At 47.4% G+C, this 14,937-nt stretch carries 15 protein-coding genes, 10 tRNA genes, 1 rRNA gene and 4 pseudogenes (1 of these 30 running past the window's edge); 25 read left to right on the forward strand and 5 right to left on the reverse strand.

The genetic code is table 11. The features are described 5' to 3' along the window. The 12 genes from BBR47_RS01580 to rocF all read left to right on the forward strand — a co-directional run. Positions 1 to 450 (forward strand): 23S ribosomal RNA (locus BBR47_RS01580) (it extends 2,479 nt beyond the left edge of the window). 52 nt (positions 451 to 502) lie between these two features. Beyond that, positions 503 to 578: transfer RNA gene (locus BBR47_RS01585), tRNA-Asn, on the forward strand. A 6-nt stretch (positions 579 to 584) separates the two neighbouring features. Beyond that, positions 585 to 660 (forward strand) — tRNA-Thr (locus tag BBR47_RS01590). 19 nt (positions 661 to 679) lie between these two features. Then, positions 680 to 753 (forward strand) — tRNA-Glu (locus tag BBR47_RS01595). Between the two features lie 86 nt (positions 754 to 839). Then, positions 840 to 915: transfer RNA gene (locus BBR47_RS01600), tRNA-Val, on the forward strand. 8 nt (positions 916 to 923) lie between these two features. Beyond that, a tRNA-Tyr gene (locus BBR47_RS01605) sits at positions 924 to 1,008 on the forward strand. A 20-nt stretch (positions 1,009 to 1,028) separates the two neighbouring features. Continuing rightward, a tRNA-Gln gene (locus BBR47_RS01610) sits at positions 1,029 to 1,103 on the forward strand. 6 nt (positions 1,104 to 1,109) lie between these two features. Continuing rightward, positions 1,110 to 1,185: transfer RNA gene (locus BBR47_RS01615), tRNA-Lys, on the forward strand. Positions 1,186 to 1,205: 20 nt separating this feature from the next. Next, a tRNA-Arg gene (locus BBR47_RS01620) sits at positions 1,206 to 1,282 on the forward strand. Positions 1,283 to 1,287: 5 nt separating this feature from the next. Next, a tRNA-Pro gene (locus BBR47_RS01625) sits at positions 1,288 to 1,364 on the forward strand. Between the two features lie 11 nt (positions 1,365 to 1,375). Then, positions 1,376 to 1,449: transfer RNA gene (locus tag BBR47_RS01630), tRNA-Gly, on the forward strand. 172 nt (positions 1,450 to 1,621) lie between these two features. Then, a complete protein-coding gene (rocF, locus tag BBR47_RS01635; protein ID WP_012684013.1) occupies positions 1,622 to 2,518 on the forward strand; it encodes an arginase in 897 nt (298 codons plus the stop codon). 93 nt (positions 2,519 to 2,611) lie between these two features. Here rocF and BBR47_RS01640 read toward each other — a convergent pair whose 3' ends face one another. Next, positions 2,612 to 2,770: an aspartyl-phosphate phosphatase Spo0E family protein gene (locus BBR47_RS01640; protein ID WP_012684014.1), complete on the reverse strand. Its 159-nt coding sequence runs from the start codon at positions 2,768 to 2,770 to the stop codon at positions 2,612 to 2,614. Positions 2,771 to 2,940: 170 nt separating this feature from the next. On the opposite strand from BBR47_RS01640, the pseudogene BBR47_RS31445 reads away from it, so the two are divergent. The 12 genes and pseudogenes from BBR47_RS31445 to BBR47_RS31450 form a co-directional block, all read left to right on the forward strand. Continuing rightward, positions 2,941 to 3,147 (forward strand): annotated as a pseudogene (locus tag BBR47_RS31445) (sigma factor); the annotation flags it as partial. Continuing rightward, entirely contained in the window at positions 3,071 to 3,499 is a 429-nt protein-coding gene (locus BBR47_RS01645) for a sigma-70 family RNA polymerase sigma factor (RefSeq protein WP_231850541.1), read from the forward strand. The pseudogene BBR47_RS31445 and the gene BBR47_RS01645, both read left to right, overlap by 77 nt. Positions 3,500 to 3,515: 16 nt before the next feature. Continuing rightward, complete coding sequence (locus BBR47_RS01650; protein ID WP_012684016.1) at positions 3,516 to 4,139, forward strand: zf-HC2 domain-containing protein; 624 nt, start codon at positions 3,516 to 3,518, stop codon at positions 4,137 to 4,139. A gap of 105 nt (positions 4,140 to 4,244) precedes the next feature. Further along, positions 4,245 to 5,069: a diadenylate cyclase CdaA gene (gene cdaA, locus BBR47_RS01655; protein ID WP_012684017.1), complete on the forward strand. Its 825-nt coding sequence runs from the start codon at positions 4,245 to 4,247 to the stop codon at positions 5,067 to 5,069. Beyond that, positions 5,062 to 6,309 (forward strand): CdaR family protein, encoded by a 1,248-nt coding sequence (locus BBR47_RS01660; RefSeq protein ID WP_012684018.1) that lies wholly within the window; start codon positions 5,062 to 5,064, stop codon positions 6,307 to 6,309. The genes cdaA and BBR47_RS01660 overlap by 8 nt, the downstream gene beginning before the upstream one ends. 43 nt (positions 6,310 to 6,352) lie before the next feature. Continuing rightward, the gene (gene glmM, locus BBR47_RS01665) at positions 6,353 to 7,699 is read left to right on the forward strand and encodes a phosphoglucosamine mutase (protein WP_012684019.1); all 1,347 of its coding nucleotides are present in this window, start codon (positions 6,353 to 6,355) and stop codon (positions 7,697 to 7,699) included. Between the two features lie 481 nt (positions 7,700 to 8,180). Beyond that, positions 8,181 to 10,013, forward strand: coding sequence for a glutamine--fructose-6-phosphate transaminase (isomerizing) (gene glmS, locus BBR47_RS01670; RefSeq protein ID WP_012684020.1), 1,833 nt, complete (start codon positions 8,181 to 8,183; stop codon positions 10,011 to 10,013). A gap of 430 nt (positions 10,014 to 10,443) precedes the next feature. After that, positions 10,444 to 10,572, forward strand: coding sequence for a hypothetical protein (locus BBR47_RS31745; RefSeq protein ID WP_269446213.1), 129 nt, complete (start codon positions 10,444 to 10,446; stop codon positions 10,570 to 10,572). A 3-nt stretch (positions 10,573 to 10,575) separates the two neighbouring features. Further along, entirely contained in the window at positions 10,576 to 10,776 is a 201-nt protein-coding gene (locus tag BBR47_RS29990) for a helix-turn-helix domain-containing protein (protein ID WP_269446214.1), read from the forward strand. Between the two features lie 59 nt (positions 10,777 to 10,835). Then, on the forward strand, positions 10,836 to 11,030 hold the full coding sequence (locus BBR47_RS01675) for a YgaP family membrane protein (RefSeq protein ID WP_012684021.1): 195 nt from the start codon (positions 10,836 to 10,838) through the stop codon (positions 11,028 to 11,030). A gap of 10 nt (positions 11,031 to 11,040) precedes the next feature. Continuing rightward, on the forward strand, positions 11,041 to 11,430 hold the full coding sequence (locus BBR47_RS01680) for a carboxymuconolactone decarboxylase family protein (protein WP_050763811.1): 390 nt from the start codon (positions 11,041 to 11,043) through the stop codon (positions 11,428 to 11,430). 145 nt (positions 11,431 to 11,575) lie between these two features. After that, positions 11,576 to 11,716, forward strand: a pseudogene (locus BBR47_RS31450) (IS3 family transposase); the annotation flags it as partial. 98 nt (positions 11,717 to 11,814) lie between these two features. Here BBR47_RS31450 and BBR47_RS01685 read toward each other — a convergent pair. Then, positions 11,815 to 12,486 (reverse strand): annotated as a pseudogene (locus tag BBR47_RS01685) (IS66 family transposase); the annotation flags it as partial. A gap of 189 nt (positions 12,487 to 12,675) precedes the next feature. Here BBR47_RS01685 and BBR47_RS01690 point away from each other — a divergent pair. Further along, complete coding sequence (locus tag BBR47_RS01690; RefSeq protein ID WP_012684025.1) at positions 12,676 to 13,089, forward strand: nuclear transport factor 2 family protein; 414 nt, start codon at positions 12,676 to 12,678, stop codon at positions 13,087 to 13,089. A gap of 274 nt (positions 13,090 to 13,363) precedes the next feature. Here BBR47_RS01690 and BBR47_RS01695 read toward each other — a convergent pair. The 3 genes and pseudogenes from BBR47_RS01695 to virB10 form a co-directional block, all read right to left on the reverse strand. After that, positions 13,364 to 13,829: pseudogene (locus BBR47_RS01695) on the reverse strand (transposase); the annotation flags it as partial. Between the two features lie 109 nt (positions 13,830 to 13,938). After that, the gene (locus tag BBR47_RS01700) at positions 13,939 to 14,148 is read right to left on the reverse strand and encodes a hypothetical protein (protein WP_012684027.1); all 210 of its coding nucleotides are present in this window, start codon (positions 14,146 to 14,148) and stop codon (positions 13,939 to 13,941) included. Beyond that, on the reverse strand, positions 14,148 to 14,750 hold the full coding sequence (gene virB10, locus BBR47_RS01705) for a type IV secretion system protein VirB10 (protein ID WP_012684028.1): 603 nt from the start codon (positions 14,748 to 14,750) through the stop codon (positions 14,148 to 14,150). Before virB10 ends, BBR47_RS01700 begins: the two co-directional genes overlap by 1 nt. Positions 14,751 to 14,937: the final 187 nt, after the last annotated feature.

Raw genomic sequence — 14,937 nt, forward strand, 5'->3', positions numbered from 1 at the left:
AACAGGCTTATCTCCCCCAAGAGTCCACATCGACGGGGAGGTTTGGCACCTCGATGTCGGCTCATCGCATCCTGGGGCTGAAGTAGGTCCCAAGGGTTGGGCTGTTCGCCCATTAAAGCGGTACGCGAGCTGGGTTCAGAACGTCGTGAGACAGTTCGGTCCCTATCTGTCGCGGGCGTAGGAAGTTTGAGGAGAGCTGTCCTTAGTACGAGAGGACCGGGATGGACGCACCGCTGGTGCACCAGTTGTCACGCCAGTGGCACAGCTGGGTAGCTATGTGCGGACGGGATAAGCGCTGAAAGCATCTAAGCGTGAAGCCCCCTCCAAGATGAGACTTCCCACAGCGCAAGCTGGTAAGACCCCTCATAGACGATGAGGTTGATAGGTTCGGTGTGGAAGCGCGGTAACGCGTGGAGCTGACGAATACTAATCGGTCGAGGACTTATCCACACACTCTTAGCAATCATGCGTATTCAGTTTTGAAGGAATAAACCTTCAACGTTCCTCGGTAGCTCAGTTGGTAGAGCAATCGGCTGTTAACCGATCGGTCGGCGGTTCGAGTCCGTCCCGAGGAGCCATATTATGCTCCTGTAGCTCAGTCGGTAGAGCGTTTCCATGGTAAGGAAGAGGTCGCAGGTTCGATTCCTGTCGGGAGCACCAGAAGTATTCTTATGATCTTGGCCCGTTGGTGAAGCGGTTTAACACAGCAGCCTTTCACGCTGTCATTCAGGGGTTCGAATCCCCTACGGGTCACTTAAAAACACCTTAACAGTGGTTAAGGTACCTGCAAAGTTCTCAGAGTATGCTTCTTAGCATACTCGTCACTTTGTCAGGGATTTGGAGGCTTAGCTCAGCTGGGAGAGCATCTGCCTTACAAGCAGAGGGTCGGCGGTTCGATCCCGTCAGCCTCCACCATAAAAAATGGGGAGATAGTGAAGTGGCTAAACACGGCAGACTGTAAATCTGCTCCCTCCGGGTTCGGCGGTTCGAATCCGTCTCTCCCCACCATTTTTTATTTTGCGAGTTGTTGGGGTATAGCCAAGCGGTAAGGCAACGGACTTTGACTCCGTCATTCCTAGGTTCAAATCCTAGTACCCCAGCCATTTTGCGAGCCATTAGCTCAGTTGGTAGAGCATCTGACTTTTAATCAGAGGGTCGAAGGTTCGAGTCCTTCATGGCTCACCAGTTTTTTAAAATTAGAATAGGTGCCCTTAGCTCAGCTGGATAGAGCGTTTGACTACGAATCAAAAGGTCGGGAGTTCGAATCTCTCAGGGCACGCCACTTATCGGGAAGTAGCTCAGCTTGGTAGAGTACTTGGCTTGGGACCAAGGGGTCGCAGGTTCGAATCCTGTCTTCCCGACCATTTTTTTATATGCGGGTGTAGTTCAATGGTAGAACTCCAGCCTTCCAAGCTGGTCGCGTGGGTTCGATTCCCATCACCCGCTCCATATGTTTACGAGAAACGAGAAACCGAAATGGTTGCTCGTTTTTTTGTGTTTTTGACAAAGCTTGTCCGACAGGTTATTTATGCAAAATCATGTCGAGTTGAGTCATTTTGCTTTCCGGGGCTACAATATAGGAGTAGAGAATGAAATGAACGAAGGAAAGGGTGGCACTTTTATGAACAAAAACATGAGCATTGTTGGTGTACCGATGGATCTAGGTGCAGACCGCCGCGGAGTCGATATGGGGCCTAGCGCAATCCGTTATGCAGGTGTTGTAGCACGCCTGGAAAAGATGGGCTTCAATATTGAAGACCGCGGAGATATTTTTGTAACGCGCCCTCATCACTTCACCGAGACGGAAAACCATAAATACCTGGATGAAGTCGTGGAAGCTAATGAAAAGCTTGCCAATGTTGTAAGCGATATCATGACTGCTGGTCGATTCCCGCTCGTATTGGGTGGAGATCACAGTATTGCCCTTGGAACCATTGCGGGTGTCGCTAAGCACGTAAAAAACCTGGGTGTCATTTGGTTTGACGCTCATGGTGATTTGAATACGGGTGCCACTTCTCCATCGGGAAATATTCACGGTATGCCTTTGGCAGCGAGCTTGGGGTATGGGCATGAGCGTCTGACGAACATTGGGGGATATACACCAAAGGTAAAGGCAGAAAACGTGGTCATCATCGGTGCGCGTGATCTGGATCAAGGCGAGCGTGAATTGATCAAGCGTATCGGGATGAAGGTTTTCACCATGCACGAAATTGATAAGTTGGGTATGGCTCGAGTCATGGATGAAGCAATCGCGCATGTGTCCAAAAACACAGATGGCGTGCATTTGAGCCTCGACTTGGATGGACTTGATCCACACGATGCTCCGGGAGTAGGGACGCCAGTAATAGGTGGTATCTCCTATCGTGAAGGGCATGTCTCATTGGAAATGCTGGCAGATGCAGATATTCTTTGCTCGGCAGAATTCGTAGAGGTCAACCCGATTCTTGACCGAGAAAACATGACAGCTCGCGTTGCAGTCGCTTTGATGAGTTCCGTTTTTGGTGATAAATTACTATAAAATAAATGAAGAAGATCATGAAAAAAGAGAGGCTTTTGGCCCTCTTTTTTTGTTTTACCGCATCTTTACTTTGATGAGGGAAAGCTGTACATTCTAAGGATGGAGACGCAGTTTATTTAATAGCTGATCCAGTTGTACACTTAGTGTAATTAATTCTGGAGTAATGCAGGCTTGTTTTTTGTATTGATCGTTGAGTTCTTTTCGCAGCATTTCAATCTCGAGGAGAACGTTTTTTTTTGACAATCGTTGCACTCTCCTTTCCACCCGTGAGATAAATGAGCTATCATTACTTATATATAGAAGAAAGCAATACGCTTATTCCTCTATTTCCCAACAAATTATCCGCACAAACACAAGATTAAAAATGAAACCATATGCAGTATCATCCGTATATAGGATTACGGTATTGTGGGGAGGATCGCATGGATTTTGTAGAGAAACGGTTGACTCAGCGGGCTAAACGCGGAGACCGTGAAGCTTTTGCGGAGTTAATCGAGATTTATAAAGATAAGATATTTCAGCTCGCATATCGTATGGTGGGAAACCGTCAGGATGCAGAGGACATCGCGCAAGAAACATTTTTGCGTGTCTATGCCAATTTGCATTCATACGATGACAGCTATAAGTTCTCCACGTGGATCTACAGGATCGCGACCAATCTATGTATCGACCGTGGCCGGAAAAAACGACCTGACTTTTCATTGGATGAAGAAACCGAACCAGGGCCTGGACTGGTATTCACGCCTGTCTTCTAACGAGCGAACACCGGAGGACAAAGTCGTAACGCAGGAGCTGCAAGAGACTGTGCAAGATGCTTTGTCTCACTTACAGCCCAAATATCGCTCGATTATGATCTTGCGTTATATCGAGGATTTGTCGTTGCAGGAGATCAGCGATATCGTAAAGCTTCCCATAACGACAATCAAGACGCGTATTCACCGAGGAAGGGAAGCATTACGCAGCAAGTTGCGATTGATGTGAGAAAGGAGAAATCACGATGGAATGCCGGGATATGATTTGCCTCATCCACGAATATCTAGATGGGGACACTGATGAATTAGCCAATCTGCAATTGCAAGCACACATAAAGACTTGTGTGAGTTGTCGTCAGCATATGCATGAGTTGCAGAGAGCCATCGCTTTTGTTCAAAGCGCTTCACATATTCATGTCTCTTCTGATTTTACAGCTCGTGTACTTGCGCAATTGCCTGCGCCGACGAAAGCGAATCTGTTATCAGGATGGCTTCGTAATCATCCGTTTTTGACAGCTGCAGCGGTATTTCTCTTTTTGATGACCGGCAGCGTACTCAACAGTTGGTTTGATCAGGATGACACTCTACAGGTATCCTCTGCTAATTTGGATAAATTAAAAATAGATCGTGAACGCAATGTCGTAGTTGTACCAGCAGGAACCAATATTGATGGAGACTTGGTTGTCCGCAACGGAAACGTAGATGTTCAAGGCCATGTAACAGGAAATGTTGTGGCTATTGAAGGAAAAGTGTTCGTGGCATCTACTGCCCAAGTCGTGGGAAATACCGAATCGATCGAAGCGATCGTAGATTGGATCTGGTATGAGGTGAAAAATATTGGAAATGACTTGCTTCCGATCTTGCCATAAGAGAAAATAGAGAGTACAGCTATCAGAGCACGGCAGTGGAGCCGTGCTTTTTCCGCAGGAGATAGACTGACTTCATTAGATGGAGCGAGATATGGGGGCTTCGTTATGATATCAATATCCATGGATTATGGGGATTTGCTACGGTATGCAACGGATATTTTACTCGTTACATACGTGTTCTATAAAATCATTATGCTTATTCGCGGGACGCGCGCTGTACAATTGCTGAAGGGGATTATGGTCATCGTCATCACATGGTTCCTCAGCAAATACTTCCAGCTCACGGCACTACACGCGCTGATGAATCAGGCATTTACATTCGGGGTTTTGGCCGTCGTCATCATCTTCCAGCCGGAGTTGCGTCGAGCACTGGAGCAGCTTGGTCGAGGTAAGCTTTTTTCCCGTTCAAGCAGTACGCAGGATGAAGAGGTAGTTGGCCGTTTGGTTCAAGAGGTGGGCAAATCGGTTACGTACATGGCCAAGCGTCGCATTGGTGCATTGATCGTCATTGAGAGAGAGACGGGTCTGAATGATTACGTAGAAACGGGTATTGGCATTAACGGGCGAGTCAGCTCGGAGCTGCTGATTAATATTTTCATTCCAAATACACCGCTGCATGACGGTGCAGTCATTATGCGAAAAGACATGATTATGGCTGCTGCCTGTTATCTTCCACTGTCTGAAAACAATTCCATCTCCAAAGAGTTGGGGACGCGCCATCGAGCGGCAATAGGGCTAAGTGAGGTTTCCGATGGCATTGCGATCATCGTATCTGAAGAGACTGGACAGGTATCCTTTGCAGCGCATGGAGCAATGAATCGCAATCTGACGGAGGCGCAACTGGCAGAGATGCTGACAGAACAGCTACAGCCTCTGTCCAAAGGCAAATCCATGGGAAGTCGTTGGCAATGGAGGCGAAAACATGGATAAATGGTTAAACAGTCACTGGTTTGCACGTGCTGTTGCGTTGCTTTTGGCTATCATGACGTGGATGATTGTCAATCTGGAAGCCGAACAAACGACGACTCCTGAGGCAAGTCAGCCCACTTTTATTGATAGTGTCAATTTGCATGTGAAATACGATACCGATCGTTACCAGGTGGTCAAGCAGCAACGAACGGTAAAGGTTGCCTTGGAAAGTAATAATCCTTTTTATCGACACAATTTCTTCCCAGAGGAATCGTGGGAAGTGTATGTCGATGCGACGAACCTGGGCAAAGGAACACATCGTGTACCTGTCCAGTACAAGGGATTCCCGGATGAAGTCAAGGTAGGGATCATCCCGAATATCGTGGAAATTACCTTGGAAGAGAAGAAGACCGTTGAGCGTGAAGTTTCTGTGGAGAAATTGGGACAGGTCGCCCCTGGTTACACGGCTGGAGAACCTATTGTAAAGCCGTTTAGAGCACTTGTAAGGGTACCTGAAAGCCAAGTGAATAAGGTAGCTGCAGTTAAGGCATCGGTTGACCTGGAAGGGGCTACTTCCGCAATCAAAACAACGGTTCCGCTCAAAGTCGTGGACAAGTCTGGCAACGTGATTCAAGGTGCCGATGTAGTGCCACTTACGGTAGAAGTGAACATTCCCGTAACGAGTCCGTTTGCCAAAGTGCCAATCAAATTAAACTTGACGAATGAATTGCCGAATGGCTATAGTTTGGCTAGTATGGGTATGAATGTGGATGAGGTCACAGTCTATGGACCGAAGGAAGTCATTGATGGCATCAAATCCAACACTTATCCAGGGCCGGAAATCGATCTCAGCAACATTACATCAGATCGCGATATAGAGCTAAAGATACCGTTAATGGATAATATTGTGAAGGTAGAACCGGAGTATTTGACCGTATCGCTGAAAGTCGTTCCATCAACGACCAAGCGTTTGGATAAGATTCCGATTCGCATTAGCGGGCTATCAGAAAGCATGGAAGCAAAGGTACTATCCACCGATGGCCAGGAGATGTCTACAATCGACTTCGACGTAATCGGCGCTCCAGTAGTGCTGAATCAGTTGAGGCATGAAGACTTGCAGGTCGTAGCAGATGTCAGCAATATGCCGGCGGGTGTGTACGAAGTACCATTGAATTATATTTTCAATCAGTCGGAGTATATCAAGACTTCTGCGGGCGCACCGAAAAAGGTCACAATTCAAATCACGAACAAGCAAAGGTAGACATAAGCTGTTGTGTGCACAAGGAAGGAAATGAGGGACAATCATGGGGAAGTATTTCGGAACAGACGGTGTACGCGGTGTAGCAAATACACAACTGACACCCGAACTGGCATTTAAAATCGGACGCGTTGGCGGTTACGTTCTCACCAGACACAAGCAGGAAGGGAAACCAAAAGTGGTGATTGGGCGCGATACGCGCATTTCCGGTCAAATGCTGGAAAACGCGCTTTTGGCTGGACTGTTATCGGTTGGAGCAGAAGTGGTCAGATTGGGTGTTATCTCCACCTCGGGGGTAGCGTATCTCACACGTGCACTTGGTGCAGATGCTGGAGTTATGATCTCCGCCTCTCACAATCCGTTTCCGGATAACGGAATCAAGTTCTTCGGCAGCAACGGTTTTAAACTGTCCGACGAAGTGGAAGCTGAAGTAGAACAGTATTTGGACGCGGCAGAGGATACGATGCCTCGACCAACAGGCGAACAAATCGGGACGGTTCTGGAATTCCTGGAGGGTGGACAAAAGTACCTCTCTCACTTGAAGAGCACTGTATCCGAGCGATTTGACGGTCTGAAGGTAGTTCTGGACTGTGCAAATGGTGCTGTCTCATCATTGGCAGCTCGACTGTTTGCGGATGTGGACGCTGAAGTCATCACGATTGGTGCGAATCCGAATGGAATAAACATCAATGACCAGTGCGGTTCAACGCATCCTGAACGCTTAGTAGAAGAAGTTTTGAAGCATAAAGCTGACTTGGGTCTATCCTTTGATGGGGACGCAGATCGCTGCATTGCAGTGGATAATAATGGTGAAATCATCGACGGCGACTATATTATGGCGATCTGTGCTCGAGCGCTCAAGGCTAAAGGAAAGCTCAACAACAATACAGTTGTCACGACCGTAATGGCCAACATGGGCTTCTTCAAAGGGATGGAAGAGTGCTCCATCAATACAACGAAGACTGCTGTTGGGGATCGCTATGTAGTAGAAGAGATGCTGCGCGGCGGCTATAATCTCGGTGGCGAACAGTCCGGTCATATCGTCTTCCTGGACTACAATACGACAGGAGACGGTCTGTTAACGGGTCTGCAGCTCTTGAACATCATCAAGGAGTCTGGCAAGCCGTTGTCCGAGCTCAAACAAGTGATGGTCAAGTATCCGCAGCTTTTGATCAATGTCCGTGTAGAGGACAAGTCAAAGCTGAATGGTAATGAAGCTATTGCGCAGGCTATTCGTGAAGTAGAAGAAGATTTGGCCGGCAATGGTCGCGTTCTGGTTCGTCCGTCTGGAACAGAGCCAATCGTACGTGTCATGGCAGAAGGTCCAGATGCGGCACAATTGGAAGGGCTCGTGAATCGGATCGTTGACGTGGTCAAACAACAATTAGTGTAAAAGTAGTGTAAAAAGTTGCAGGGAGCGGTTTCGATGCCGCTCCCTTTTGCATACAACTACAATACGACGACGAAATGTTGTCGCTCTTCACAATCTGTGGTACAGTGTTCATGTGCGCTAGCACCAAGAAAGAAAAACTTGGGAGGGGTTGTGCAAAAAAGAATAAGCACGTAAACCAAATGCATACCATTGGAAAGCGCCAGCACTGAGGCTGCCCGACATGGAGCCCAGTGGACGAGGTGGAGGTTTATCGAAGCATTCGGCGGATACCTCCCGGCAGCAGTATCACTGCCGCAGAGCGCAGGGACAAAACATCAGGGTGATCTGATGGACAAAACCTTGTGTGTGATACGTTTTTTGCCATTGCCGAAATAGATGAAACAGTATGATCATAGAAAAAACATGGAATGGCGGGGGACTCACCCCCGTACCATTGTTCGGGTGGAAGTCCCTCGCCAAATTGGAAGGGGACCATACACTTATGTGCGGAATCGTTGGATATATTGGAAATAAACAAGCGCAAGACATCGTTATCGGAGGACTTCGCAAGCTGGAGTATCGCGGCTATGATTCAGCAGGGGTTGCTGTCGTGAATGAAAACGGCTTGGATTACTCAAAAGCACAAGGCCGTCTGGCTGTTCTGGAAAGTCGTTTGGAGTCGAAGCCATTGACTGGTTCTATGGGAATCGGGCATACACGTTGGGCGACACACGGAAAACCGTCTGACGAGAACTCCCACCCACATACAGACGAGAAAGCGGCTTTTGCAGTCGTTCACAACGGGATTATCGAAAACTTCCTGCCATTGAAAGAAGAGCTGCTGGCAAAAGGCTACAAGTTTACCTCTGAGACAGATACCGAGGTTATCGCTCACTTGCTCGCTGACATGTACGATGGCGATATCGTTTCTACAGCGCGTCGTGCTGTACAACGTATGCGTGGTGCCTATGCATTGGGAATCATGACGGAGCACGAGCCAGATAAGCTGGTAGCGATTCGTTTGGCTAGTCCGTTGGTAGTTGGTGTGGGTCAAGGCGAGAGCTTTATCGGCTCGGATATCCCAGCTATTTTGGAGCATACACGTGACGTGTACATTTTGAACGAAGGCGAAATGGCTGTGTTGACTCGCGATGGTGTGGAACTGATGAACGCAGAGACCGGTGAGAAAATCGAGCGGGAACTGTTCCATGTCGAGTGGGATCTGGTACAAGCGGAAAAAGGCGGATATGATTCCTTCATGCTCAAGGAAATGCACGAGCAGCCTCAAGCTGTTCGCGATACCATGGGTGCCCGCATTGACGAGGAAAACAAGCGAGTGATTTTGCCTGAGCTGAAAATGAGCGATGCGGAACTGGCGACATATGATCGCATCTACATCGTGGCATGCGGTACTTCCATGCACGCGGGTCTCGTCGGTAAGGATGTTATCGAAAAATGGACACGCGTACCTGTAGAGGTAGCAGTCGCTTCCGAGTTCCGTTACCGTGATCCGATCTACACAGACAAGACACTGATGATCGTTATCAGCCAATCCGGTGAGACAGCAGACACACTGGCTGCGCTGCGTGAGGCGAAAAAGAGCAACGTGAAGGTGTTGGCTATCACCAACGTGGTAGGCAGCTCCGTAGCTCGTGAAGCTGACGAAGTGATCTTTACGTGGGCTGGTCCAGAGGTTGCGGTAGCATCTACGAAAGCATACACCTCCCAAGTTGTTGCCCTGTACTTGTTCAGCCTGTATTTGGCTCAAGTAAAAGGCACCATGGCGGCTGCTGAGGTTGCTGAAGTGGTTGAGCACCTGAGCGAGATCCCTGGCAAAATCGCTTCCATGCTGAATAACGATGATCAAATTCGTCGCTTTGCAGAGGGCACGAAAGAGGTAAGCAGCCTGTTCTTCATCGGCCGCAGCCTCGACTATGCGGTATCGCTGGAAGGCTCTCTGAAGCTGAAAGAAATCTCTTACATTCACTCCGAGGCGTATCCAGCTGGTGAGCTGAAGCACGGTACTCTTGCGCTGATTGAAGATAATGTTCCAGTTGTAGCTTTGGCTACGCAACCAGACATCTACGAAAAAACGGTAAGCAACATCGTGGAAGTAAAAGCTCGCGGCGCTCATGTACTGGGCTTTGCGACTGAAGGCAACCACGACCTGGCGAAGAGTGTGGATGAGGTCATTTACATGCCAGCCACTCTGCCAATGCTCACACCGATTCTGACCGTCATTCCATTGCAATTGCTTGCTTACTACGCTTCTGTCGCTCGCGGCCTCGATGTGGATAAACCACGGAACTTGGCGAAGAGTGTGACGGTTGAGTAGGGGTTGAAGGGTTAATAAGTCGAGTGATTCATTACAATAAAGTATTGTTCTGATCAATAAACTATTGTTCCAAGATGATTTCTAACAATAAAGTTATGTTTTTTAGAAAATCACTGCTTATATTTAATTTTACCACCTGATTATAAGTAAAAGTGAAAATTGACGCCTGAAACCTGTTATGACAAATCGTTGTCATAACAGGTTTTTTTGAACTTATTTATATTGTTTACTGAAAGTAATGTATTAGACTCGAAAAATAAAGTGCTAGACTGAGAAAATATAGTTATAGACTAAGCAAATAAAGATTTAGACTTAATGCCGATCATTAGGCTAACTGGTAGTTTAGTTTTAATCGTTCTCTACAGGTCATTGCTTTTTTCATTTTGTTATTATTATAAACAGAACATTACAAAAAAGGGTGTCTCTCTGAATGGCCAGAACACTAAATGATAGTTTAATAGAGGCAGACATCGTTTCGTTGCAGTTGGCGATGGAATCAGGCGAGTTATCGTCAGCGGCTTGCGTTAGCTGGTATTTGGAGCGGATCGAACGACTCTAATTGTTGCTACGGAAAACGAATACCAATTCAGAAGCCCCTTTGTATGCTACTCATGAGGTATTGTCTTTGGAATTAGGTACGGCAAGAGAAGTGGTAAGCAGGATACTGAAGGAATTTGAAAGGCTTGGATGGATTAAATTGGGGCGAGGAAAAATTTATTTACTACAGCGCTCTGAGCTTGAACAGTTGGCTCAAGTAAAGTGATTATGTCACAGAAGCGGATCGTTTTCATCCCTTATAATGACCACAGGAGGGATGAAAACATGAAAAACGTCGGATATTTGGATCGTACTATACGATTCATAATTGGAATTGTTCTATTATCGATGCTTGTATTGGTCGAAGGAACATGGAAATACGCAGGACTAATAGGCATTCCATTAATACTGACTGGTCTGCTAGGTACCTGCATCGTCTATCGGATTCTTGGTGTCCGCACATGCTCTACCAAACCGTGATAAGAAGGAGATGAATGATATGAAAACCTATCTTTCCCCAGCTAATCTACAACGGATTCCGGAATTAATAAAATTAAGTCCCGAAGCGGCTGCTTCTTATTTGGATTTCGAGCACCAAGTTTATCAAACAGCAAATACATTACCGCAGAAGACAAAAGAATTACTTGCCGTAACAGTTGCTCACGTAACGGGATGTCCCTATTGCATCGACGTTCATGTGAAAAAATATAAGGCTTTAGGAGGTACCATGGAAGAGATAATGGAAGCCCTTCTTGTTGCGGCATCAACCCGAGCTGGAGCCATTCTCAGCCACGGAGTTAACGCTCTGATATCCTACGAAGAAGGGGAGGAAAATGCGCCTCAAAAGGGATCTAATGAAGGAATTAAGTGCTTTTGCTAAGAGTATAGTATCCATCTTAGTAGAAGGGACCTTGGTCAAGGATCTTAGTAGTTTTTAAGAGTAGAACCACAAGGTCTTTCAAAGAAAAGGACGACCGAACACAGGAACAAACGGAACTCATGGCGCTGTGTAAGGAAAATTAACGATTGATGACGTCATCCGTATATTTAAAATCAAACGTTCGCTGAGCATGAAAGGCTACCCTTACGACAATGCAGTCGCAGAAGCGACTTTTAAGCTGATCAAAACGGAGTTTGTAAAGAATCGAAGGTTTGAGTCACCAACATAGTTGAAACAAGAATTAGGGGCATACGTAAAATGGTTTAACGGTAAGCGCAAATTAGCCCCGCTAAGAAAAAATGGTGAGGGCTATTTCTTCTAGGACTAGGATTTCGTGATGTGACAAACATCTGGTAATGACGTCGACCATGGAAGGAAACGGTCCAACTCTTCTCCGTTCTTCACATCAGATAATTGGGGTATTTGTTCAAACAGATAGTTCAGATATTGGAAGGGATTTAGTTGGTTCTCTTTCGCTGTCTCAAGTAAGCTATAGATGATTGCACTGGCTTTTGCACCGCGAGGTGAATTTGCAAACAACCAGTTTTTTCTTCCAATGACAAAGGGTTTTATGGACCTTTCACTTCGGTTGTTATCCATCTCCAGACGTCCGTCTTCTAGAAAGGAAGTCAGTTTCTCCCACTGATTTAAGCTGTAGGCAATGGCTTGACCAACTGCGCTTTTAGGTAGGGTACGGGCTCTTTGCTGGCAAAGCCATACCAAATAAGCATCCAAAATGGGCTTGCTCCGCTCTTTTCGGATGGCATACCGCTCTTCCGTTGAAGGTAGGACTTTTAGTGCTTCGTCAAACTTTCGGCGAGCATGTGCCCAACACCCAACAAGTGTCGTATTGGCTACCTTGTGGTATCCCACATAGCCATCCACGTGGAGATACCCATGAAAGCCTTGTAGATAATCACGGGGATGCTCACCGCCACGAGTCCGTTTATAGTCAAATAAGACAATGGGTGGACCCATTCGTCCCGTTCGATACAGCTGTTAAAAGAAAATAAACCATTAGACTGAAAAATAAAGTGTTAGACTAGGAAAATAAAGTTGTAGACTGAGAAAATATAGTATTAGACCGGGAACGGAATTAAGCTAACGGGCAGAAGAGCTGAATAAATATGTTAAAATTGGATTGTGGAAAGCTTATTTCGCCTATTCAAAGGGAGATAGTAGAAAATGCAAAGTGCCCAACAGGTGCTAACAAGTTATTTTCAAGCATTAGGAAGCAAACAGATCGATAAAGTGATCGAATTGATTCATGATGAAGCAAAATTTATTATTCTTAAAAAAGAGCCCTCTAATAAAATTCCTTTATACGGCACATTTCATGGAAAAGAAGGGGTTAGAAATTATTTAAACTTATTAGAAAAGTCAGAACAAATAGAGGGGTTTGTCCTCCACAAACTCATCGGTAATGAGGAAGCTGCGTGTGCATGGGGGAATTTCCGCATCAAGGTTAATGTAACCGGGAAAGTATTCGAGAGTGATTGGGCAATTATTTGCGAAGTAGAACAGGAGAAGATAAGGTTTTTTCAAATCTTCGAAGATACGGCTGCACTAGAAGAAGCATTCGATTTAAGAGACCGTTGAAAGTTAGTGCGCCTGTACAGCACTATGCTGAGCAATCATACGAAAACATAGGTTATTGGCCGGCAACATAGTTAAGTAATGCGTTCAACTAACTGGGAACGTTAGTTGAACGACACCAGCGGAAGTCTAAGACTTTATTTTTCAAGTCTTGGTCCGCCGCTGTTTCTTTTAATGGATCAGTCTAAAACTCATTTTTCAAAAGCTGACGATTTTTCAATTCAAAAATAGCGTCAAATCAACGATTCCAGTCTAATTCTTTATTTTCATCGAACAACAGCCACATATAGGACTGTGTTTGTGGAGCTTTCCCCTGGTTCACGAAGGACTTGTAGCGTGGTTTCATCCGCATAAAGGACATCCTGACGTAACAGGTGTACACGCATCCTCTCTACAAGGTGAGACAGCCACTTTTCAGCTCCATAGATCATCCAATCGGCAAGAGTCTGTCGTGAGAGAGGAAGACCTAAGCGAGCAAACTGCTGCTCCTGCCGATACAAGGGCTGACTCTCTACGTACTTTTGGCACATAACATGTGCCAAAATAGAGGGAGAAGCGAAGCTACCCGGATAGACAGGTCGGGGCATCGGTGCTGTTACAACAGGCGTATGAACATCTTCACGTTCGCAATGACGACAGGCATAGACTTGACGCACATGACGCACAACTTTCACTTGTGCGGGGATAATCTCTATTTCACTTCGTGTCTCCGTACTCATTTCATGTAGTGCGCCACCACAGCTTGAGGCGATCTTGGAGCAATCGCAGGGTTTCGCAGATTCCCAAGTGCAAACGGCCCAGGACAGCGAAAAAAAGGCGTGGCGCGTCGCCGGCGCTTTCGGCGGTATCGCCCTACTCCTGACCAAGACACCATTCCTGCGTGATCGCTGGTATCTGGTGCGTCGTCCAGCCGTCCGGTCCCTCGGTAAGCACTTCGCCAGGACCGTTGATAACGAACTCCGTCAACGTCTTATCGTCCAAGAACGGCCGCAACGGCGCCAGTTGTAAATCGATCGTGGAAGGCGATGTTTTCAATTCCACCGCCTCAGAACGAGCATTCATCAAAGTTTCTCCTTGAGTCCGTACACACCCCGGAAATCGAGATCGCGGGCGACGTAGATGTTGACCGTAGCGCCCTGGTGTTTCCGCAAAGTCGGCGGGGGGATATCGGCCGTGAGCTTGAGCACGTCGCCCATGACCGATTGCGTGCCTTGGATCGTGTTCGGGAAGGCAAGGACGGTGTTGTTGCCCGAACCACTTCCCTTGGTCTGACTTGCGGCGAGCGCCGAACCAACGTCATCGATCAAGCTGAGCATGATTGCACTACCGAATCGCTCCCAAAAATGCGTGTCGACCTGGCCGCTAATCCCCGATCGGCCCAGCTCGTCAGCAGCCGGCGATGCCAGGTTGATGACGACACCGTTTGGCGTCTTGGCGCGGGTCCACAGCAAGAACGCACGGCTTTGGCCGTTCACCAGAGCACGCTGCATTTCACCTGTGTACACCGTACCTTTTTCCAATAGGACGACGGCGCCGTTGTCGCTGTACGCGTCTTGCGCCTGCAGGCACGACACCATGCCCGGCAACGTCGTGTCGATTGCTTCCGGCATCGTGCATTCGACGTGCGCAGCTTGCGCGATCAGGTAATTTCGATCGGTAAGCAACGCAGCCCGCGCACCGGGCAGATAAGATCCCTGCAGCCGTTCAGACAGTCTATCACCCGATCGAGCCGCACCATCGCCGGAGCTTCAAGGCGCCGATTAAAGACTTTCTCTGCAGGCGTAAGCGGCCGTGGTTGCTGCGCACCAGGTGGAGGCGGCGCCGGCGGCGCACCGTCAGCACCGACCGAAG

The organism is Brevibacillus brevis NBRC 100599 (assembly GCF_000010165.1).
In the GTDB taxonomy this organism is placed as follows: domain Bacteria; phylum Bacillota; class Bacilli; order Brevibacillales; family Brevibacillaceae; genus Brevibacillus; species Brevibacillus brevis_D.